Here is a 21,270-nt window from a genome sequence, read left to right on the forward strand (position 1 = left end):
CGAAGATGTGGCCGACCACGTGCCCCCGGACCGGCGCCATCCACTCCCGTTCGCTCACCGCGACACCACACTCACGCTACGCTCACCAGGATTCCCCACAGGACACCCAGACCGACGCACCCGACAGCAGAACGGCTCAAGGCAACGCATGCCCCAGCACACCTCCGGGTCTGACCGCGCTGCGGTGCCCCCAGCAGCCCGGGGCACCGTGCGGCCGGCCGCGCCGACCTCGCTCGACGAGCTGTGGCGCTCGTACAAGTCCACCGGTGACGAGCGACTGCGGGAGCAGCTGATCCTGCACTACTCCCCGCTCGTGAAGTACGTCGCCGGACGCGTCAGCGTCGGCCTGCCGTCCAACGTCGAACAGGCGGACTTCGTCTCCTCCGGGGTGTTCGGCCTCATCGACGCCATCGAGAAGTTCGACGTCGAGCGCGCCATCAAGTTCGAGACCTACGCCATCACCCGCATCCGCGGCGCGATGATCGACGAGCTGCGCGCCCTCGACTGGATCCCCCGCTCCGTGCGCCAGAAGGCCCGCAACGTCGAGCGCGCCTACGCCACCCTGGAAGCCCAGCTCCGCCGCACCCCCAGCGAGAGCGAGGTCGCCGCCGAACTCGGCATCCAGCTGGAGGAACTGCACGCGGTCTTCAGCCAGTTGTCCCTGGCCAACGTCGTCGCCCTCGAAGAGCTCCTGCACGTCGGCGGCGAGGGCGGCGACCGGCTCTCCCTCATGGACACCCTGGAGGACACGGCCGCCGACAACCCCGTCGAGGTCGCCGAGGACCGCGAGCTGCGCCGGCTGCTCGCCCGCGCCATCAACACGCTCCCCGAACGCGAGAAGACCGTCGTCACCCTCTACTACTACGAGGGCCTGACCCTCGCCGAGATCGGCAACGTCCTCGGCGTCACCGAGAGCCGCGTCAGCCAGATCCACACCAAGTCCGTCCTGCAGCTCCGCGCCAAGCTGGCCGATGTAGGACGCTGACCGCGCCGCACCGGTCGTACAGTGGAGCCGTGCCCAGGATTCGAGCGGCCTCCGTGGCCGAGCACCGGACCATGCAGCGCGGCGCCCTCCTGGACGCCGCGCGTTCCCTGCTGTCCGAGGGCGGGACGGAGGCGCTGACCTTCCCCGCGCTCGCCGAGCGCACCGGCCTCGCCCGCTCGTCGGTCTACGAGTACTTCCGCTCCCGCGCAGCCGTCGTCGAGGAGCTGTGCGCGGTCGACTTCCCCGTCTGGGCCGCCGAGGTCGAATTCGCCATGGCCGGCGCCGACGCCCCCGAGGACAAGGTCGCCGCCTACGTCCGCAAGCAGCTGGAGCTCGTCGGCGACCGGCGCCACCGCGCCGTCGTCGCCATCTCCGCGGGCGAGCTCGACGACGGCGCCCGCGAGAAGATCCGGGCCGCCCACGGCGGCCTCGTCGCCATGGTCGTCGAAGCCCTCGCCGCCCTGGGACTGCCCGAACCCCGCCTCGGCGCCATGCTCCTCCAGGGCGTGGTGGACGCCGCCGTCCGCCGTATCGAACTCGGCGCCGCCGAGGACCCGGCCGCGATCGCCGACGCGGCGGTCTCCATGGCCCTCCACGGCGTAACCGGCCCTCCTGCCTGAACCAGGGGCCCCGCCCCCCCCGCCCCCCTCCCCCTCCCCTCCCGCCACCCCCTCCCCACCCCGCCCCCACCCCGCCCCCGTCCGCCGTTACCCGTCGAGCGGGAGGAGGCGGGATCGGGGGCGGGCTGTCAGCAGGAGCGGGTCCAGATAGACGTCGCCGCGCAGCAGGCCCCAATGGAGGCAGGGTGCGGCGCAGTGCGTGCCGGGGGCCGCCTCGGCGACGGGGGTCCCCGCGGCGACCCGGGTGCCCGGTGCGGTCAGCGGGGTCACCGGGGAGAAGGTGGTCCGGAGTGGGGGAGTGCCCGTACCCGTGAGGGTGAGGGTGACGACTCCGCGGCCGCCCACCGGGCCGGCGAAGGTGACGGTGCCCGCGGCCGGGGCGAGCACGGGGGTGCCCGGGGGTGCGGCGAGGTCGACGCCGCGGTGCCCGGCGGCGTACGGGCCGGGTGGCGGTCGCCAGCCGCGCAGGATCTCGGGGGCCGGCGGGCCCACCGGCCAGAGCAGGGCGAGGGCGAGGAAGACGGTCGTGAGCTGCATGGGGAGAGCCTCCCCGGGCGGGGCGGCCGATGGCGGGGGCGGCTGTTTTCTGTGGACAAGCGGTGGCCTGTGGACAGTGTCGTCACCCGGCGCTCCCGGGGTCCCGTACACTTCCTATGGCGACCCGGGTCACCGGGTCGACTTCGCACGCCCCGCCACTCGTCTCCACGAGCGCGGTGGCAGCGCCTTTCGGTCCTTCGTGGCACGGCGCGCCGGGGCGTCAGGAACACAACCGAGAAACCCAAGGAGATGGCCATGGCCGTCGTCACGATGCGGGAGCTGCTGGAGAGCGGCGTCCACTTCGGTCACCAGACCCGCCGCTGGAACCCGAAGATGAAGCGTTTCATCTTCACGGAGCGCAACGGCATCTACATCATCGACCTGCTCCAGTCGCTGTCGTACATCGACCGCGCCTTCGAGTTCGTCAAGGAGACCGTCGCCCACGGTGGCTCCGTGATGTTCGTCGGTACGAAGAAGCAGGCCCAGGAGGCCATCGCCGAGCAGGCGACGCGCGTCGGCATGCCCTACGTGAACCAGCGCTGGCTGGGCGGCATGCTCACCAACTTCTCGACCGTCTACAAGCGTCTGCAGCGCCTCAAGGAGCTCGAGCAGATCGACTTCGAGGACGTCGCGGCGTCGGGTCTCACCAAGAAGGAGCTCCTGGTCCTCTCGCGCGAGAAGGCCAAGCTGGAGAAGACCCTCGGTGGTATCCGCGAGATGCAGAAGGTGCCCAGCGCCGTCTGGATCGTCGACACCAAGAAGGAGCACATCGCCGTCGGCGAGGCTCGCAAGCTGAACATCCCGGTCGTCGCGATCCTCGACACCAACTGTGACCCCGACGAGGTCGACTACAAGATCCCGGGCAACGACGACGCGATCCGCTCCGTCACCCTGCTCACCCGCGTGATCGCCGACGCCGTCGCCGAGGGCCTCATCGCCCGCTCCGGCGCCGCGACCGGCGACTCGAAGCCGGGCGAGAAGGCCGCCGGCGAGCCCCTCGCCGAGTGGGAGCGCGACCTGCTCGAGGGCGAGAAGAAGGACGAGGCCGCCGAGGTCCAGTCCTCCGCCGAGACCGAGAAGGCCGTCGAGGCCGAGGCCGAGGTCGAGACCCCGGCCGCCGAGGTCGAGGCTCCGGCCGCCGAGGCCGAGGCCGAGGCTCCGGCCGAGCAGGCCTGACCCTTCCGCACTCCGGAACACCACGGAGGTGACGGCGGGGGCCCAAGAAGCCCCCGCCGTCCCGCCGTAGATCTTCGTAGATCTTTCTGACTTCGAGAGAGAAACAGACTCATGGCGAACTACACCGCCGCTGACGTCAAGAAGCTCCGTGAGCTCACCGGCGCCGGCATGATGGACTGCAAGAAGGCCCTCGAAGAGGCCGGCGGCGACGTCGACAAGGCCGTCGAGGCCCTGCGCATCAAGGGCCAGAAGGGTGTCGCCAAGCGCGAGGGCCGCTCCGCCGAGAACGGCGCCGTGGTCTCCCTCATCGCCGACGACAACACCTCCGGCGTCATCGTCGAGCTGAAGTGCGAGACGGACTTCGTCGCCAAGGGCGACAAGTTCCTCGCCGTCGCCGAGGCCCTCGCCGCCCACGTCGCCGCCACCAAGCCGGCCGACATCGAGGCCCTGCTCGCCTCCGAGATCGAGGCCGGCAAGACCGTGCAGGCCTACGTGGACGAGGCCAACGCCAACCTCGGCGAGAAGATCGTCCTGGACCGCTTCGCGGCCTACGCCGACGGCTACGTCTCCGCGTACATGCACCGCACCATGCCCGACCTCCCGCCGCAGATCGGTGTCCTCGTCGAGTTCGACAAGGAAGACGCCGCGGTCGCCAAGGGTGTCGCGCAGCACATCGCCGCCTTCGCGCCGAAGTACCTCACCCGTGAGGACATCCCGGCCGAGGTCGTCGAGTCCGAGCGTCGCATCGCCGAGGAGACCACCCGCGCCGAGGGCAAGCCCGAGGCCGCGATCGCCAAGATCGTCGAGGGTCGCGTCAACGGCTTCTTCAAGGACGCCACGCTGCTCGGCCAGCCGTACGCCCTGGACAACAAGAAGTCCGTCCAGCAGGTCCTCGACGAGGCCGGTGTCACCCTGAAGCGCTTCAGCCGCATCAAGGTCGGCATCTGAGTCCGTCGTCCACGCGAAAGCGACGGACACCGGACCCGGGTAGGGTCTGAGACAGTCGTCCCGCCCCGCGCGGGACGACCGCAGATGTGACGAGGAGGCCATTGCCGTACGGGAAACCCACGAGGACCCAGGGCAATGGCCTTCTTCGTATGTGTACGAGGAGATCTCCATGAATCAGGGCGCCGAACAGGGCCACGACGACAACAGCGGCAAGAAGCTCGGCCGCTACATGCTGAAGCTGTCCGGGGAAGCCTTCTCCGGCGGTACCGGTCTCGGTGTCGACCCGGACGTCGTGCACGCCATCGCGCGTGAGATCGCGGCCGTGGTCCGCGACGGCGCCCAGATCGCGATCGTGATCGGCGGCGGCAACTTCTTCCGAGGCGCCGAGCTCCAGCAGCGCGGTATGGACCGGGCCCGCTCCGACTACATGGGCATGCTCGGCACCGTGATGAACTGCCTCGCCCTCCAGGACTTCCTGGAGAAGGAGGGCATCGACTCCCGCGTGCAGACCGCCATCACCATGGGCCAGGTCGCCGAGCCGTACATCCCGCTGCGTGCCGTGCGCCACCTGGAGAAGGGCCGCGTGGTCATCTTCGGTGCCGGCATGGGCATGCCGTACTTCTCCACGGACACCACCGCCGCCCAGCGCGCGCTGGAGATCGACGCCGAGGCGCTCCTCATGGGCAAGAACGGCGTGGACGGTGTCTACGACTCCGACCCGAAGACCAACCCCGGGGCGGTCAAGTTCGACGCGCTGGAGTACGGCGAGGTCATCACCCGCGACCTCAAGGTCGCCGACGCCACCGCCATCACCCTGTGCCGCGACAACAAGCTCCCGATCCTCGTCTTCGAACTGCTCGCCGAGGGCAATATCGCGCGCGCCGTGACGGGTGAGAAGATCGGCACACTCGTGAGCGACCAGGGCACCCGGGCCTGACCCAGGCCCGCCCTCAACCGACACAACGCGACGACACGCAGGAGCATGTGGTGATCGAAGAGACCCTCCTCGAGGCCGAGGAGAAGATGGAGAAGGCGGTCGTGGTCGCCAAGGAGGACTTCGCCGCGATCCGCACCGGCCGTGCGCACCCGGCGATGTTCAACAAGATCGTGGCCGACTACTACGGCGCCATCACCCCCATCAACCAGCTGGCCTCGTTCTCGGTGCCGGAGCCGCGCATGGCCGTGGTGACCCCGTTCGACAAGAGCGCGCTGCGCAACATCGAGCAGGCCATCCGCGACTCGGACCTCGGCGTCAACCCGAGCAACGACGGCAACATCATCCGAGTGGTCTTCCCGGAGCTGACCGAGGAGCGCCGCCGCGACTACATCAAGGTCGCCAAGACCAAGGCCGAGGACTCCAAGATCTCGATCCGCTCCGTGCGCCGCAAGGCGAAGGAGACCATCGACAAGCTGGTCAAGGACGGCGAGGTCGGCGAGGACGAGGGCCGCCGTGCCGAGAAGGAGCTCGACGACACCACCGCGAAGTACGTCGCGCAGGTGGACGAGCTGCTGAAGCACAAGGAAGCCGAGCTCCTCGAGGTCTGATGAACGACTCATCCTGGGGGGCGCCGGCGGCCGGTTCAGGTCTCGGCGGACCCGACCAGGGGCCTGCCCCGGCGGGTCCCGCCCGCGATCGGCACCAGGCGGCGCAGACTCGCCCCATGCCCATCGTGCCCGACGTTCCCGCCGGCGGATTCCAGGACGGACACGGACGGGGGGCTGCTCACCCGAGCGGTCCCCTGTTCCGTGACGAGACCCCGAACGAGCACCCGCAGGAGCCCATGCCCAGCCCCGTCCCGCCTCCTCCGCCGTCCACGGCCCCCGCGCCGCGGCAGAAGAAGAGCGCGGGCCGGGACCTGGGTGCCGCGATAGGGGTCGGCGTCGGTCTCGGGGCCGTGATCATCGCGTCGCTGTTCATCTGGAAGCCGGCCTTCGTCGGCGTGGTGGCGGTGGCCGTGGTCGTCGGCCTGTGGGAGCTGACCTCCCGGCTCCAGGAGCGCAAGGCGATCAAGGCGCCGCTGGTGCCGCTCGCGGTCGGCGGTGCGGCCATGGTCGTCGCCGGCTACGTGCGGGGCCCCGAGGGCGCGTGGGTCGCGATGGCCCTGACGGCGCTCGCGGTCCTCGTCTGGCGGATGACGGAACCCCCCGAGGGGTATCTGAAGGACGTCACGGCGGGGGTCTTCGCCGCGTTCTACGTGCCGTTCCTGGCGACCTTCGTGGCGATGCTGCTGACCGCCGACGACGGGCCGTGGCGGGTGCTGACCTTCCTGCTGCTCACGGTGGTCAGCGACACCGGGGCGTACGCGGTGGGCTGGCGCTTCGGCAAGCACAAGCTGGCGCCGCGGATCAGTCCGGGCAAGACCCGCGAGGGTCTGTTCGGCGCGGTGGCCTTCGCGATGGCGGCCGGCGCGCTGTGCATGCAGTTCCTGATCGACGACGGCACCTGGTGGCAGGGGCTGGTCCTCGGTCTCGCGGTGGCGGCGAGCGCGACGCTCGGCGACCTCGGCGAGTCGATGATCAAGCGGGACCTCGGCATCAAGGACATGGGGACGCTGCTCCCCGGGCACGGCGGAATCATGGATCGCCTGGACTCGCTGCTGCCGACGGCGCCGGTGGTGTGGCTGCTGCTGGCGCTCTTCGTAGGAACGGCTTGACCTGCGGTTTCCAGGGGAAGGGCCCGTCATCCACAGGATGGCGGGCCCTTCCTCGTATCTCTGCGACACTGGTATCACCATGCCCAAGCCCGGAGAACTCACTTTCGTCGCCCCGCGCGGAGCCAAGAAGCCGCCGCGGCACCTCGCCGACCTCTCGCCCGCCGAGCGGAAGGAGGCCGTCGCCGCGATCGGCGAGAAGCCCTTCCGCGCCAAGCAGCTGTCGACGCACTACTTCGCGCGGTACGCGCACGACCCCGCCGAGTGGACCGACATCCCGGCCGCCTCGCGGGAGAAGCTGGCCGGGGAGCTGCTGCCCGACCTGATGTCGGTGGTGCGGCACATCTCGTGCGACGACGACACCACTCGCAAGACCCTGTGGCGGCTGCACGACGGCACGCTCGTCGAGTCCGTGCTGATGCGCTACCCGGACCGGGTGACGATGTGCATCTCCTCGCAGGCCGGCTGTGGCATGAACTGTCCGTTCTGCGCGACCGGGCAGGCCGGTCTCGACCGGAACCTGTCGACCGCAGAGATCGTGCACCAGATCGTCGACGGCATGCGCGCGCTGCGCGACGGCGAGGTGCCCGGTGGGCCCGCGCGGCTGTCGAACATCGTCTTCATGGGGATGGGCGAGCCGCTCGCCAACTACAAGCGGGTCGTCGGTTCCATCCGCCGGCTGACCGATCCCGAGCCCGACGGGCTGGGGCTCTCGCAGCGCGGGATCACCGTGTCCACGGTCGGGCTCGTGCCGGCGATGCTGCGCTTCGCCGACGAGGGCTTCAAGTGCCGGCTCGCGGTCTCGCTGCACGCTCCGGACGACGAGCTGCGGGACACGCTGGTGCCGGTGAACACGCGCTGGAAGGTGCGGGAGGTGCTGGACGCGGCCTGGGAGTACGCCGAGAAGTCCGGCCGCCGGATCTCCATCGAGTACGCCCTCATCCGGGACATCAACGACCAGGCGTGGCGCGGCGACCTGCTGGGCCGGCTGCTCAAGGGCAAGCGGGTGCACGTCAACCTGATCCCGCTGAACCCGACGCCGGGCTCGAAGTGGACCGCGTCGCGGCCGGAGGACGAGAAGGCCTTCGTGGAGGCCATCGCCCGGCACGGCGTGCCGGTGACCGTGCGGGACACCCGGGGCCAGGAGATCGACGGCGCCTGTGGGCAGCTCGCGGCCGCCGAACGCTGACCTTGTACCCTGTGCTCGAACACACCTGCATATTCCGACAGGGGAGCGCCACAGCGCTGAGAGTGCGGTAACCGTAGACCGCAGACCCTCTGAACCTCGCCCGGGTCATTCCGGGTAGGAAGTTCGGTCGTAACTCGAGCTGTTGCGCCCTGCCCGCGTCCGGTCTCCCCGGGCGCGGGCAGGGCCGCGTCTCTTCCTGGTCCCACCCAGGAGGACATCACATGAACACCAGGAAGGCCGCCGCCGTCGCGCTGGTCGCGGCGCTCGGCGTCACGAGCCTCGCCGCCTGCTCCACCGAGTCCGTCCGCGAGGCCGCGGGGAAGTCCGGAGAGCCCGCGCCGAAGACCGTGACCCTCGTGAGCCACGACTCCTTCAACGCCTCGAAGGAGGTGCTGGCGGAGTTCACGAAGCAGACCGGCTTCACCGTGAAGGTGCTGAAGGCCGGTGACGCGGGCGAGGCCGTCAACAAGGAGATCCTGACCAAGGGCTCCCCGCAGGGCGACGTCTTCTTCGGCGTCGACAACACCCTGCTCTCCCGCGCCGTCGACAACGGCATCTTCGAGACGTACGAGGCGAAGGGCGCGGACCGGATCCCGGCCGGCTTCAAGCTCGACAAGCGGGTCACCCCGATCGACACCGGCGACATCTGCGTCAACTACGACAAGAAGTACTTCGCCGACAAGAAGCTGGCGCCGCCGCAGTCCTTCGACGACCTGGCGAAGCCGGAGTACAAGGACCTCCTCGTGGTGGAGAACCCCGAGCGGTCCTCCCCGGGCCTCGGCTTCCTCCTCGGCACCGTCGCGAAGTACGGCGACGCGGGCTGGCAGGACTACTGGTCGAAGCTGAAGGCGAACGGCGTGAAGACCGTCGACAGCTGGGAGCTCGCCTACAACCAGGAGTTCTCCGGCTCGGCCGGCGGCAAGGAGGCCAAGGGCGACCGCCCGCTGGTCGTCTCCTACGCCTCCAGCCCGCCGGTCGAGGTGCTGTACGCCGAGCCGCAGCCGAAGGAGGCCCCCACCGGGGTGTCCACCGGCACCTGCTTCCGGCAGATCGAGTTCGCCGGTCTGCTGAACGGGGCGAAGAACCCCGAGGGCGGCAAGGCGCTGATCGACTTCCTGGTGTCGAAGAAGTTCCAGGACGACATGCCGCTCCAGATGTTCGTGAACCCGGTGGCGAAGGACGCGACCCTGCCGGAGCTGTTCACGAAGCACGGCGTGGTCGTCGAGAAGCCGGAGACGATGGAGCCGGAGAAGATCGCCGAGAAGCGCGAGGCGTGGATCCAGCAGTGGTCGTCGCTCCTCAAGTGAGGCGTGGGGTGAAGGGGAGCGCGGCGCGGCTGGGGCTGATGGCCCTGCCCGTCGCGTTCTTCGCGTTCTTCTTCGCCTGGCCCGTGGTCTCGATCGTCGAGCGCGGGCTGCGGCCCGACGGCGCCTGGGACCTCGGCGCGATCGGGACGACGCTGGGGCGCTCCGACATCCTCGACGTGCTCGGCTTCACCGTGTGGCAGGCGGTCGCCTCCACGGGGCTGACGCTGCTGGTGGCGCTGCCGGGGGCGTATGTCTTCGCCCGCTTCGACTTCCCCGGCAAGGGGGTGCTGCGGGCGGTCGTGACCGTGCCGTTCGTGCTGCCCACGGTGCTGGTCGGCACGGCGTTCCTGGCCCTGGTGGGCCGGGGCGGCTTCACCGACGAGCTGTGGGGGCTGCGGCTGGACAGCTCCGTGTGGGCGATCCTCCTCGCGCACGTCTTCTTCAACTACGCGGTCGTCGTCCGGACCGTCGGCGGGCTCTGGGCGCAGCTCGACCCGCGCCAGGAGGAGGCGGCGCGGGTGCTCGGCGCGTCCCGGTGGACGGCGTGGCGGGCGGTGACGCTGCCCGCGCTGGTGCCGGCGGTGTCGGCGGCGGCGCTGATGGTCTTCCTCTTCACCTTCACCTCCTTCGGCGTCGTGCAGATCCTCGGCGGGGACGCGTACACGACGCTGGAGGCGGAGATCTACCGGCAGACGGCCCGGCTGCTCGACCTGCGGACGGCCGCCGTGCTGACGCTGGTCCAGTTCGTGGCGGTCGGTGTGATCCTCGCCGTGCACGCCCGGACGGTACGGCGGCGGGAGACGGCGCTGCGGCTGGTCTCCCCGGAGCTGACCGCGCGCCGGCCGCGCGGTGTCGGGCAGTGGGCGCTGCTCGGCGGGGTGCTGGCCTCGGTGGCGGCGCTGATCCTGTTGCCGCTGGGGGTGCTGGTGGAGCGTTCCCTCGCCACGCCGGAGGGGTACGGGCTCCGCTACTACCGGGCGCTCGGCTCGCTCGACGAGGCCGGGACGTTCCTGGTGCCGCCGCTGGAGGCGGTGGGGAACTCGCTGCGGTACGCGGTGGTGGCCACGGGCATCGCGGTGGTGATCGGCGGGCTCGCCGCGGCGGCGCTGACGCGGCGGGCGGGGCGGCTGGTGCGGGGCTTCGACGCGCTGCTGATGCTGCCGCTGGGGGTGTCGGCGGTGACGGTCGGTTTCGGGTTCCTCATCACGCTGGACGAGCCGCCGTTCGACCTGCGGGCCAGCTGGATCCTCGTGTCGCTCGCGCAGGCGCTGGTCGGGGTGCCGTTCGTGGTGCGGACCATGCTGCCGGTGCTGCGGGCGGTGGACCAGCGGCTGCGGGAGGCGGCGGCGGTGCTCGGCGCTTCGCCGTGGCGGGCCTGGCGCGAGGTGGACCTGCCGCTGGTGCGGCGGGCGCTGCTGATCGCGGCCGGGTTCGCCTTCGCGGTCTCGCTCGGGGAGTTCGGGGCGACCGTCTTCATCGCCCGTCCCGACAACCCGACCCTGCCGGTCGCGGTGGCGCGGCTGCTCGGCCGGCCGGGCGAGCTCAACTACGGACAGGCGATGGCCCTGTCGACGATTCTGATGGTGGTGTGCGCGGTCTCCCTGCTGCTGCTCGAACGGCTGCGGACCGACCGGACCACCGGGGAGTTCTGATGCTGACCCTTGACGGAGCGACGGTACGGTTCGGGGCGCGGGCGGTGCTCGACGCGGTGGACCTGGAGGTCGCCGAGCACGAGATCGTGTGCGTGCTGGGGCCGAGCGGGTCCGGCAAGTCGACGCTGCTGCGCGCGGTCGCCGGGCTCCAGGCGCTGGACGAGGGCCGGGTGCTGCTCGGTGGTGCCGACCAGGCGGGGGTGCCGGTGCACCGGCGCGGGGTGGGCCTGATGTTCCAGGACCACCAGCTGTTCCCGCAGAAGGACGTCGCGGGGAACGTGGCCTTCGGGCCGCGGATGCACGGCGTGCCGAAGGGGGAGCGGGCCGCGCGGGTCGAGGAGCTGCTCGACCTGGTCGGGCTGCCGGGCGCGGGCCGGCGGTCGGTCGCCGCGCTGTCGGGCGGCGAGCAGCAGCGGGTGGCGCTGGCGAGGGCGCTGGCGCCGCGCCCCCGGCTGCTGATGCTGGACGAGCCGCTGGGGCAGTTGGACCGGGGGCTGCGGGAGCGGCTCGTGGTGGAGCTGCGGGCGCTCTTCGGGCGGCTCGGCACGACGGTCCTGGCGGTCACCCACGACCAGGGCGAGGCGTTCGCGCTCGCGGACCGGGTGGTGGTGATGCGGGACGGGCGGATCGTGCGGTCGGGGACGCCGGTGGAGGTGTGGCAGCGGCCGGGCTCGGAGTTCGTGGCCCGGTTCCTCGGTTTCGAGAACGTCGTCGCGGCGACGGTGTCCGGGGCGGTGGCGGAGACGGTGTGGGGCCGGATCCCGGTCCCGGACGGTTCGCCCCAGGGGGAGCGGACGCTGCTGGTCCGCCCGGCCGGTGTCCGTGTGGCGGGCGAGGGCCTGGCCTGCCGGGTCGAGTCCCGTACCTTCCGGGGCCGGCACGTCTCGGTGGTCCTGCGGCCGGCGGACGGTCCGCCGCTGGAGGCGGAGGTCCCGCCGCGGGAGGTTCCGGAGGAGGGCGCGGAGGTGGCGGTGGCCTTCCGGGCCGCGGAGGTCGTCGTGCTGGACGGGGGCGACGGAGGCGACGGGGGCCGTGGTGGTCACGGGGACGGCGGGGCCGGTCAGATCCGGTCGTAGAGGGCGCGCAGCCAGGGCTGCCGGACCTCGGGCATCCGGGACAGGGTCCAGCGGAGGGTGTGCCGGTCGGGGCCGCGGAGTCGGCCGGGGCGGTCCGGCAGCGGGTAGTCGTCGCGGAGCACGCCGGCCGGCGGCCGTCCGGAGAGCGGCATCGGGGAGGTCTCGGCGGGGAGCGCCAGGCCGGCCCAGAGGCGGGCGGTCACCGGGACCGCGACCGGGGCGTCGGCGGGCCGGGCGGGCGGGGCTTTCGGCGGGGTCGGTTCTCCCGTGCGGCGGTCGGCCGGTACGAGGACGACGTCGGCGCGGTCCTCGGGGAGGTCCGGGGCCGCGAGGGCCACGCGGCGGGTCGGCGGGCCCGCCGGGAGGAGCCGGGTCAGCTCGCGGCCGAAGAGTTCGGCGACGGGACCGGCGGGGAGGGCGAGGGGCGCGCCTCCGGAGGCGGCCAGGAGCCGGGCCAGGGCGGCGCCCGCGGCGGCCGCGAGGCGCAGGTCGCCCCGGTCGGCCTCGTCGGAACCGTCGTAAGGGGGCCGGTCCGGCGGGGGCGGCGCGGGTGCCGGGACGTCCAGGGGGCGGCGGACCACGGCGCCGGGGGCGTACCAGACGGTCTGCCAGAGTCCGCAGTCGTCCTCCCGTGAGCCGACGCCCAGGCCGCAGCCGGCGCACACCAGGTTGGGTTCCTCGCCCGCCGCGATGCCCAGGCAGTGGCTCTCGCACCGCTCGGGGACCAGCCGGGTGCCGCGCGTGTCGCCGGGGGCGAGCACCAGGTGGTTCCTCGGGCCGAGGGGGACGGGGTACACGGGGGCGTACAGGCCGGACGCGGCCGTTTCCGCCGCGCTCAGCTCCTCCCAGGCGCGCCACGGCCGGCGCCAGGGGGTGGGGTCCACGGCGTAGGTGCCCGGTGCCATGAGCGGCGGCAGGGGTTCGTGGCCGGCGCGGACGCGGGTCTCCGGGGGCAGCGCGACGCGTTCCACCGGCACCGACAGTTCCGTTCCGCAGCCCGCGCACACGAGGAGGTCCATCTACGCGGTGCCCAGCCCTTCCAGCGCCGCCGGGGCCTCGTCGACGGAGTCGACCAGGGCGATCCGGGCGGCCATCGGGCGGCCGGCCGCGAGGGTCTCCAGGAGGGGCCAGGCGGGGAGGCGGGTGGTCCAGTGGGCGCGGTCGACGAGGACCATGGGGGTGGGGGCGCCGAGGGATCCGTAGTAGTTGGGGGTGGCGTTGTCGAAGATCTCCTGGACGGTGCCGGCGGCGCCGGGGAGGAAGACGACGCCGGCGGTGGAGCGGGCCAGGAGGCCGTCCTCGCGCAGGGCGTTGGCGAAGTACTTGGCTATGTGGCCGGCGAAGGCGTTGGGCGGTTCGTGGCCGTAGAACCAGGTGGGGATGCCGATCGAGTCGCCGCCGCCGGGCAGCAGCGCCCGTACGCCGAAGGCCGCGCGGGCCCATTCCGTCACGGAGGGCGCGAAGGACGGGGTCTTCGCGAGGAGGGCGAGGGCCTCGTCGAGGGCCGGGTCGTCGAAGGGGGCCGTGTACGCGCCGAGGTTCGCCGCCTCCATCGCGCCGGGGCCGCCGCCGGTCGCCACCGTGTACCCGGTGCGGGCGAGGGAGCGGCCGAGGCGGGCCGCGCCCGCGTACGCCTCGGTGCCCCGGCCCATGGCGTGGCCGCCCATGACGCCGACGACCCGCCGGCCGGCGAGGTGTTCGTCGAGGGCGTCGCCGACGGCGTCGTCGTGGATCGAGCGGAGCATGGAGGAGAAGACGTCGCCGTCGGCGCGGGTGGTGCCGAACCAGGCGTAGGAGAGGGCGTCGGGGGTGGTCGCGTAGCCGCCGGCGCCGGCGACGTCCCGGTACAGCTCGTCGGGGGTGTAGAGCCGGTTGCGGTACGGGTCGAAGGGGAGGTCGGGGACGGGCGGGAAGACCAGTGCGCCGTCGGCCCGGACCTTGGCCGCCGCCTCGGGCTCCATGGGGCAGCCGAGGAAGACGGTGGCGGTGGTGGAGGCGGAGAGGAGGGCGAAGGTGCGGTCGGTGAGGTCGACGGACTGGACCCGGAGCCCGGCGAGGCCGCCGGGCCGGGCGAGCGACGCGTCGAACTCGTCCAGGGTGTGGATCTCGCGGCCGCGTCCGTGGGGGCGCGGCGGCGGTGGGGACGTCGCCATGGGCCCACGATAGGCGGCCCGTGGCGGTGGGGCCCGCCGGTTTTCCGTCCGGTCAGGCGGTCAGCGGCAGGGCGGCGAGTTCGCCGATGAGCCAGGTCAGCGGGAGGAAGACGGCGAGCAGGGCGCCGGCCCGCAGCAGGGCGGCGGTGCGCAGCACGGTCGGCGGGGCGCCGAGCCGGACGAGGGCCTCGGTGGTGTGGGCGCGGCACTGGCGGGATTCCAGGGCGGCGGTGAGGAGGGTCGCGGTGGTGCAGGCCATGACGACGCCGGCGCCGAGGCCGGTGAGCGGTCCGAAGGCGGTGCCGCCGTCCCCGGCGCCGTACACGGTGGCGGCGGCGAGGGTGCCGGAGAGGACCGCGCAGACCACGCCGAGGGGGCGGCCGACGCGGGTGGACTCGTCCATGAGGACCCGTCCCGCGAGGAGGCGGACGGCTCCGGGGCGGGCGGTCTGGAGGAGGCGGCCGCACAGGTGGGTGAGGCCGGGGCCGGCGAGCGCGAGTCCCGTGGCGGTGAGGATCCAGCCGGCGAGGACGCCGGCGGGGGAGCCGTCGAAGCGGCCGGGCAGGGCGACGCCGGCGCCGCCGCCGCGGCCCGCGTACGTCTCCACGGCGAGGCCGACGGCGACGAGCGCCACGCCCCACGGCAGGCCGTTCGGCACGGGCCGGGCGGCGCCCTCGGGGGCGGGGGTGCCGGTGCGGGGGCGCAGGGCGAGGCCGGCGGCGGTGGCGCCGGCGACCGGCACGATCGCGAGCAGGGTGAGGGCGGCGGCCAGCGGCAGCGGCTGGTCGGCGGCGAGCAGTCCGGCGGCCGCCCCGTCGAAGGGGAGGCCGGTGATGTCGCCGCGGAGGTGGAGGTAGACGAGGAGGGCGAGCAGGGAGCCCAGGGTGCAGGCGACCGCGGTCGAGGCGGCGGCGATGGCGGTGAGCCTGGCCGGGCCGAGGCCGACGGAGGAGAGTCCGGGGCGGGGCCGGGTGGCCGGGTCGGTGCGGGCGACGGCGACGGCGAACTGGACGGTGGCGGCGATCGGCAGCGCGCACCAGAGCAGCCGCAGCGCGGAGGTCGCGGCGTGTTCGGGGTGGCCGACGGCGTAGCCGAGGGTGCACAGCAGCAGGAAGCCCACGCCGGCGGCGGCCGTGGCGACGAGGAGCCGCCGCAGCTGGACCAGCGGGTGGGAGCCGCGGACTAGACGGAGAGCGAGCACGCGGCGACGCCCTCCGCCCCCGAGGCGGGCGGCACGCTGCCGGCCCGGCGTCCGTCGAGCAGGGTGACCGTGCGGTCGGCGAGCGCCGCGACCTCGCCGTCGTGGGTGGCGAGGAGCACGGTGATGCCGTGCGAGCGGGCGGCGGCGGTGAGGGTGCGGAGCACCTGCGCGCCGTCGGCCCGGTGCAGGGCGGCGGTGGGTTCGTCGGCGAAGAGGACCGAGGGGGCGGCGGTGAGCGCGCGGGCGATGGCGGTGCGCTGGAGCTGCGACCGGGTGAGGGCGTGCGGGCGTACGCGGGCGCAGGCGCCGATGTCGAGGCGGTCGAGCCACTCGCCGGCGGCGGTCCTCGCGGCCCGGCGGGGGATGCCGCGGAGCAGCAGCGGCAGGGCGGTGTTCTCCCAGGCGGTGAGTTCGGGGACGAGGCCGGGCTCGGGGCCGATCCAGCCGAAGCGTTCGCGGCGGAGCCGTTCGCGGCCGGCGGGGGAGAGGGTGTGGACGGGCGCGCTGTTGAACCAGACCTCGCCCTGCTGGGCGGTGAGCTCGCCGGAGAGGCAGCGCAGGAGGGTGGTCTTGCCGCTGCCGCGGGGTCCGGTCACGGCGAGGATCTCGCCCTCGCGGACGCCGACGGAGACGCCGCTGAGGGCCTCCGTGCCGTCCAGGGAGCAGTGCAGGGAACGCGCCCAGAGCACGTCGTTGTCCGGTGGGGCCATCGCGTACACCTCGATGTCGGATCCGATTCTTGCCGTTCCCCCGTCCGGGGGAACGAGGGCCGGGCCTGTCGGTCACTGGGCACCGTAAGTATTCGGATCCGTTTGTACGGACAGCACGCGGCCCGGGCCGCCGCCATCCACTCGGATGGCGGCATGCCCGGGCCGTGGGGTCACGCCGTGAGGGCGGCGTGGCGGCGGGGGACTAGAGCTTGGTCCACGCCTCGGTGAGCACCGAGCGCAGGATGCCCTCGATCTCGTCGAAGGTGCCCTGGTCGGCGATGAGCGGCGGGGCCAGCTGGATGACCGGGTCGCCTCGGTCGTCGGCGCGGCAGTACAGGCCGTTCTCGAAGAGGGCCTTGGAGAGGAAGCCGTACAGGACGCGCTCGGTCTCCTCGTCCGTGAAGGACTCCTTGGTGACCTTGTCCTTGACGAGCTCGATGCCGTAGAAGAAGCCGTTGCCGCGGACGTCGCCGACGATCGGGAGGTCGTGCAGCTTCTTCAGGGTGTCGAAGAAGTTGCCCTCCTGGTCGAGGACGTGCTGGTTGAGGCCTTCCTTGTCGAAGATGTCCAGGTTGGCGATCGCGACTGCCGAGGACACCGGGTGGCCACCGAAGGTGTAGCCGTGGAGGAAGGTGTTGTCGCCCTTGTAGAACGGCTCCGCGATGCGGTCCGAGATGATGCAGGCGCCGATCGGGGAGTAGCCCGAGGTCATGCCCTTGGCGCAGGTGATCATGTCCGGCACGTAGCCGAACTTGTCACAGGCGAACATCGTGCCGAGGCGGCCGAAGGCGCAGATCGTCTCGTCGGAGACGAGGAGCACGTCGTACTGGTCGCAGATCTCGCGGACGCGCTGGAAGTAGCCGGGCGGCGGCGGGAAGCAGCCGCCGGCGTTCTGCACCGGCTCCAGGAAGACGGCCGCGACGGTGTCGGGGCCCTCGAAGAGGATCTGCTGCTCGATCTGGTCGGCGGCCCAGCGGCCGAAGGCCTCGGGGTCGTCGCCGTGGATCGGGGCGCGGTAGATGTTGGTGTTCGGCACCTTGTGCGCGCCGGGGACCAGCGGCTCGAAGGGGGCCTTCAGGGCCGGCAGGCCGGTGATGGACAGGGCGCCCTGCGGGGTGCCGTGGTAGGCGACCGCACGCGAGATGACCTTGTACTTGGTGTGCTTGCCCTGCAGCTTGAAGTACTGCTTGGCGAGCTTCCACGCGGTCTCGACGGCCTCGCCGCCACCGGTGGTGAAGAAGACCTTGTTGAGGTCGCCCGGGGCGTAGTCCGCGAGGCGCTCGGCGAGCTCGACGGCCTTGGGGTGCGCGTACGACCACACGGGGAAGAACGCGAGCTCCTGGGCCTGCTTGTACGCGACCTCGGCCAGTTCCTGGCGGCCGTGACCGGCGTTGACCACGAAGAGGCCCGCGAGACCGTCGAGGTAGCGCTTGCCCTTGTCGTCGAAGATGTAGGTGCCCTCACCTCGGACGATGGTGGGCACGGGGCTGTTCTCGTACGACGACATGCGGGTGAAGTGCATCCACAGGTGGTCGTAGGCGGTCTTGGAGAGGTCCTGGGTCACGGTTATCGGGTTCCCCACATATAGGTCTGCTTCTTGAGCTTCAGGTAAACGAAGCTCTCGGTGGAGCGCACGCCGGGGAGCGTGCGGATCCGTTTGTTGATGACGTCCAGAAGGTGGTCGTCGTCCTCGCAGACGATCTCCACCATCAGGTCGAAGGAGCCCGCGGTCATCACCACGTACTCGCATTCGGGCATGTCGGTCAGCGCCTCCGCGACCGGATCCAGGTCGCCCTCGACGTGGATGCCGACCATCGCCTGGCGCCTGAGGCCCACGGTGAGCGGGTCGGTGACGGCGACGATCTGCATGACGCCCTGGTCGAGGAGCTTCTGGACGCGCTGCCGCACGGCCGCTTCGGAGAGGCCGACGGCCTTGCCGATGGCGGCGTAGGGGCGGCGGCCGTCCTCCTGGAGCTGCTCGATGATCGCCAGGGAGACGGCGTCGACCGTAGGGGACGAACCGATTCCGGTTCTGGAGTCTGTGCTTCGACTGGCCACGCCTTCACTGTGCACCGAGATGCGCAGTCGCGCAACCCCGGAGCGATGAAATTCGTTGTAGAGGGCTCTCGATGTCACTGAATCCGAAGTCGAGGGGGGTCGGGGCTGTTGAAAGCGTCAGCCGAACAAGTACGCTGGGGTGTCTCACCCATCGGGACGCCCGCACAAGGCCGTGCGGAACAGAACGTGACAGGAGGGGTGGCAAGTGACCACCGAGCTGCGCCGGCTGCGTAACTACATCGACGGGGAGTTCCGCGACGCGGCCGACGGCCGCACCATCGAGGTGACCAACCCGGCCACCGGCGAGGTGTACGCGACCTCCCCGCTCTCCGGCCAGGCCGACGTCGACGCCGCCATGGAGGCCGCCGCGGCCGCCTTCCCCGCCTGGCGCGACACCACGCCGTCCGAGCGCCAGAAGGTGCTCCTCAAGATCGCCGACGCGTTCGAGGAGCGCGCCGAGGAGCTCATCGCCGCCGAGGTCGAGAACACCGGCAAGCCGGTCGCCCTCACCGCGAGCGAGGAGGTCCCGCCGATGGTGGACCAGATCCGCTTCTTCGCGGGTGCCGCCCGGCTGCTCGAAGGCCGCTCGGCCGGCGAGTACATGGAGGGCATGACCTCCATCATCCGGCGCGAGCCCGTCGGCGTCTGCGCGCAGGTCGCGCCGTGGAACTACCCGATGATGATGGCCGTGTGGAAGTTCGCCCCGGCCCTCGCCGCGGGCAACACGGTCGTCCTCAAGCCCTCGGACACCACCCCGGCGTCCACGGTCCTGATGGCCGAGATCATCGGCTCGATCGTCCCCAAGGGCGTCTTCAACGTCATCTGCGGCGACCGCGAGACCGGCCGCGCGATGGTCGAGCACCCGACCCCGGCGATGGCCTCCATCACCGGCTCCGTCCGCGCCGGCATGCAGGTCGCCGAGTCGGCGGCCAAGGACGTCAAGCGCGTCCACCTGGAGCTGGGCGGCAAGGCCCCCGTCGTGGTCTTCGAGGACACCGACATCGAGAAGGCCGTCGAGGACATCTCGGTCGCCGGCTTCTTCAACGCCGGCCAGGACTGTACGGCCGCCACCCGCGTGCTCGTCCACGAGTCCATCCACGACGAGTTCGTCGCCGCCCTCGCCAAGGCCGCCGCCGAGACGAAGACCGGCCAGCCGGACGACGAGGACGTGCTCTACGGCCCGCTCAACAACGCCAACCAGCTGAAGCAGGTCTCCGGCTTCATCGACCGCCTCCCGGCCCACGCCAAGGTCGAGGCCGGCGGCCACCGTGTCGGCGACAAGGGCTACTTCTACGCCCCGACCGTCGTCTCCGGCCTCAACCAGGACGACGAGATCGTCCAGAACGAGGTCTTCGGCCCGGTCATCACCGTCCAGTCCTTCGCCGACGAGGCGCAGGCCCTGGAGTTCGCCAACGGCGTCGAGTACGCCCTGGCCTCCTCCGTCTGGACCAAGGACCACCAGCGCGCCATGCGCATGTCCCGCTCGCTCGACTTCGGCTGCGTGTGGATCAACACCCACATCCCGCTGGTCGCCGAGATGCCGCACGGCGGCTTCAAGAAGTCCGGCTACGGCAAGGACCTCTCCGCGTACGGCTTCGAGGACTACACGCGCATCAAGCACGTGATGACCTCGCTGGGCTGAACCGCCCGGTAGTCCCCCGCCCCGGCCCCGGCACCCGTCGACCCAGTGATCGACAAGGTGTCGGGGCCGTGCCGTGCGGCTCGACGGACCGTCCATTGCGGGAGGTCGGAGGCGGGCGGGATGCTGCGCGGGTGAGAGCGATCGCCAGGAAACCCATGCCCCGCCGGTCCGTCCTGAGGGGCCTCGGCGCCACCGGCGCCACCGGCCTCCTCGCCGCCTGCGGCGTCAGGCCCGCGTACGTCGCCGAGGACCGGCGCGCCGGACGGGACCTCTCGGGCCGCGAGCGCAGCGTCACCTTCGCCAACTGGCCGCTCTACATCGACACCGACGACGACGATCCGCGCAAGCGGCCCAGTCTCGACGCCTTCCGGGAGCGGACCGGGATCTCGGTCCGCTACACCGAGGAGATCAACGACAACGACGAGTTCTTCGGGAAGATCGGCCCGGCCCTGATGAACGGCCAGCCCGTCGACCGCGACCTCATCGTCGTCAGCGACTGGATGGCGGCCCGCTTCGTCCGGCTCGGCTGGGTCCAGAAGATGGACCGCGCCGCCCAGACCAACGTCGCCGACCGGCTCGACCCGCAGCTGCGCCGGCCCGTCTTCGACCCCGGGCGCCTCCACTCCGTGCCCTGGCAGTCCGGCATCACCGGCATCGCCTACAACCGGCGCAGGCTCGGCCGGGAACTGCGCTCCACGCGCCAGCTGTGGGACGCCGACCTGCGGGGCAAGGTCACCCTCCTCTCCGGTCTCGACGAGTCCATCTCCCTGCTGATGCAGGGCAACGGCGCGGACGTCACCCGCTGGACCGAGGACGACTTCCACACCGTCTGCGACCAGATCGAGAAGCTGGTCCGCGCGAAGCACATCCGCCGCTTCACCGGGAACGACTACATCAAGGACCTGTCGAGCGGGGACGTGCTGGCCTGCCAGGCGTACTCCGGCGACGTCATCCAGCTCCAGGCCGACAACCCCGACATCGAGTTCGTCGTCCCCGAGGAGGGCGGCGAGCTGTGGGCGGAGTCGATGCTGATCCCCAACCTCGCGCGCCACAAGGCCAACGCCGAGCGGCTGGTGGACTACTACTACGAGCCCGAGGTCGCCGCCGAACTGGCCGCCTGGGTCAACTACGTCTGCCCGGTCCCGGCCGCGCAGACCGTCCTCGCCGACTCCGGCGACGAGGAGCTCGCCGCCCTCGCCGAGGACCCGCTCGTCTTCCCGGACAAGGAGATGCGCGCCCGCCTCGCCATCGCCCGCGACATCACCTCCGCCGAGCGCAAGGACATGGCCAAGCGCTGGAACGGGATCGTCGGCCTGTGAGCCGCCCGGCGCGAGCACGGACCCGTTCGTCGCCGGGGAAGGCCGA

General features: G+C 71.9%; 20 protein-coding genes and 1 riboswitch. Of the genes, 13 read left to right on the plus strand and 7 right to left on the minus strand.

Annotated elements, in window-relative coordinates:
- Positions 1-148: 148 nt before the first annotated feature.
- Positions 149-985, plus strand: coding sequence for an RNA polymerase sigma factor WhiG (gene whiG / locus ACFQ8C_RS01425; RefSeq protein WP_169094468.1), 837 nt, complete (start codon positions 149-151; stop codon positions 983-985).
- 53 nt (positions 986-1,038) lie between these two features.
- Positions 1,039-1,605, plus strand: coding sequence for a TetR/AcrR family transcriptional regulator (locus tag ACFQ8C_RS01430; RefSeq protein WP_383451221.1), 567 nt, complete (start codon positions 1,039-1,041; stop codon positions 1,603-1,605).
- A gap of 87 nt (positions 1,606-1,692) precedes the next feature.
- Here the strand turns inward: ACFQ8C_RS01430 and ACFQ8C_RS01435 are convergent, their stop codons facing one another.
- Complete coding sequence (locus ACFQ8C_RS01435) at positions 1,693-2,142, minus strand: M23 family metallopeptidase (RefSeq protein WP_383450983.1); 450 nt, start codon at positions 2,140-2,142, stop codon at positions 1,693-1,695.
- Between the two features lie 255 nt (positions 2,143-2,397).
- On the opposite strand from ACFQ8C_RS01435, the gene rpsB reads away from it, so the two are divergent.
- The 9 genes from rpsB (at position 2,398) to ACFQ8C_RS01480 (ending at position 12,141) form a co-directional block, all read left to right on the plus strand.
- Complete coding sequence (rpsB, locus tag ACFQ8C_RS01440) at positions 2,398-3,318, plus strand: 30S ribosomal protein S2 (protein ID WP_383450984.1); 921 nt, start codon at positions 2,398-2,400, stop codon at positions 3,316-3,318.
- 111 nt (positions 3,319-3,429) lie between these two features.
- On the plus strand, positions 3,430-4,266 hold the full coding sequence (tsf, locus tag ACFQ8C_RS01445; RefSeq protein WP_383450987.1) for a translation elongation factor Ts: 837 nt from the start codon (positions 3,430-3,432) through the stop codon (positions 4,264-4,266).
- A gap of 169 nt (positions 4,267-4,435) precedes the next feature.
- Positions 4,436-5,203 carry a UMP kinase gene (pyrH, locus tag ACFQ8C_RS01450; RefSeq protein WP_383450990.1) on the plus strand — a complete coding sequence of 256 codons (768 nt, stop codon included), beginning with the start codon at positions 4,436-4,438 and terminating at the stop codon, positions 5,201-5,203.
- Positions 5,204-5,253: 50 nt separating this feature from the next.
- Complete coding sequence (frr, locus tag ACFQ8C_RS01455; protein WP_189981032.1) at positions 5,254-5,811, plus strand: ribosome recycling factor; 558 nt, start codon at positions 5,254-5,256, stop codon at positions 5,809-5,811.
- A complete protein-coding gene (locus tag ACFQ8C_RS01460; RefSeq protein ID WP_383450993.1) occupies positions 5,811-6,920 on the plus strand; it encodes a phosphatidate cytidylyltransferase in 1,110 nt (369 codons plus the stop codon). The genes frr and ACFQ8C_RS01460 overlap by 1 nt, the downstream gene beginning before the upstream one ends.
- A 79-nt stretch (positions 6,921-6,999) precedes the next feature.
- Positions 7,000-8,106 carry a 23S rRNA (adenine(2503)-C(2))-methyltransferase RlmN gene (gene rlmN, locus ACFQ8C_RS01465; RefSeq protein ID WP_383450996.1) on the plus strand — a complete coding sequence of 369 codons (1,107 nt, stop codon included), beginning with the start codon at positions 7,000-7,002 and terminating at the stop codon, positions 8,104-8,106.
- A 29-nt stretch (positions 8,107-8,135) separates the two neighbouring features.
- A riboswitch (TPP riboswitch) is annotated at positions 8,136-8,245 on the plus strand.
- Positions 8,246-8,327: 82 nt separating this feature from the next.
- Positions 8,328-9,413: a thiamine ABC transporter substrate binding subunit gene (locus ACFQ8C_RS01470; RefSeq protein WP_383450998.1), complete on the plus strand. Its 1,086-nt coding sequence runs from the start codon at positions 8,328-8,330 to the stop codon at positions 9,411-9,413.
- A gap of 38 nt (positions 9,414-9,451) precedes the next feature.
- Complete coding sequence (locus ACFQ8C_RS01475; RefSeq protein WP_383451224.1) at positions 9,452-11,065, plus strand: ABC transporter permease; 1,614 nt, start codon at positions 9,452-9,454, stop codon at positions 11,063-11,065.
- Positions 11,065-12,141 (plus strand): ABC transporter ATP-binding protein, encoded by a 1,077-nt coding sequence (locus ACFQ8C_RS01480; protein WP_383451001.1) that lies wholly within the window; start codon positions 11,065-11,067, stop codon positions 12,139-12,141. Before ACFQ8C_RS01475 ends, ACFQ8C_RS01480 begins: the two co-directional genes overlap by 1 nt.
- Here ACFQ8C_RS01480 and ACFQ8C_RS01485 read toward each other — a convergent pair.
- The 6 genes from ACFQ8C_RS01485 to ACFQ8C_RS01510 all read right to left on the minus strand — a co-directional run bounded on the left by ACFQ8C_RS01485 (position 12,126) and on the right by ACFQ8C_RS01510 (position 18,263).
- Complete coding sequence (locus ACFQ8C_RS01485) at positions 12,126-13,118, minus strand: hypothetical protein (protein ID WP_383451004.1); 993 nt, start codon at positions 13,116-13,118, stop codon at positions 12,126-12,128. The genes ACFQ8C_RS01480 and ACFQ8C_RS01485 overlap by 16 nt on opposite strands.
- A 42-nt stretch (positions 13,119-13,160) precedes the next feature.
- On the minus strand, positions 13,161-14,294 hold the full coding sequence (locus ACFQ8C_RS01490; RefSeq protein WP_383451006.1) for an LOG family protein: 1,134 nt from the start codon (positions 14,292-14,294) through the stop codon (positions 13,161-13,163).
- Positions 14,295-14,346: 52 nt separating this feature from the next.
- The gene (locus ACFQ8C_RS01495) at positions 14,347-15,495 is read right to left on the minus strand and encodes a hypothetical protein (protein ID WP_383451009.1); all 1,149 of its coding nucleotides are present in this window, start codon (positions 15,493-15,495) and stop codon (positions 14,347-14,349) included.
- A complete protein-coding gene (locus tag ACFQ8C_RS01500; protein ID WP_383451012.1) occupies positions 15,477-16,205 on the minus strand; it encodes an ABC transporter ATP-binding protein in 729 nt (242 codons plus the stop codon). Before ACFQ8C_RS01500 ends, ACFQ8C_RS01495 begins: the two co-directional genes overlap by 19 nt.
- Positions 16,206-16,407: 202 nt before the next feature.
- On the minus strand, positions 16,408-17,787 hold the full coding sequence (locus tag ACFQ8C_RS01505) for an aspartate aminotransferase family protein (protein ID WP_383451014.1): 1,380 nt from the start codon (positions 17,785-17,787) through the stop codon (positions 16,408-16,410).
- Entirely contained in the window at positions 17,772-18,263 is a 492-nt protein-coding gene (locus ACFQ8C_RS01510) for an Lrp/AsnC family transcriptional regulator (protein WP_383451017.1), read from the minus strand. The genes ACFQ8C_RS01505 and ACFQ8C_RS01510 overlap by 16 nt, the downstream gene beginning before the upstream one ends.
- A gap of 205 nt (positions 18,264-18,468) precedes the next feature.
- Here ACFQ8C_RS01510 and ACFQ8C_RS01515 point away from each other — a divergent pair, with 205 nt between their 5' ends.
- Both ACFQ8C_RS01515 and ACFQ8C_RS01520 read left to right on the plus strand, forming a co-directional pair.
- Positions 18,469-19,905, plus strand: coding sequence for a gamma-aminobutyraldehyde dehydrogenase (locus tag ACFQ8C_RS01515; RefSeq protein WP_383451020.1), 1,437 nt, complete (start codon positions 18,469-18,471; stop codon positions 19,903-19,905).
- A gap of 155 nt (positions 19,906-20,060) precedes the next feature.
- On the plus strand, positions 20,061-21,224 hold the full coding sequence (locus tag ACFQ8C_RS01520) for a PotD/PotF family extracellular solute-binding protein (RefSeq protein WP_383451023.1): 1,164 nt from the start codon (positions 20,061-20,063) through the stop codon (positions 21,222-21,224).
- The last annotated feature ends 46 nt before the right edge of the window (positions 21,225-21,270 follow it).

Source organism: Streptomyces sp. NPDC056503 (assembly GCF_042794995.1).
Classification (GTDB): domain Bacteria; phylum Actinomycetota; class Actinomycetes; order Streptomycetales; family Streptomycetaceae; genus Streptomyces.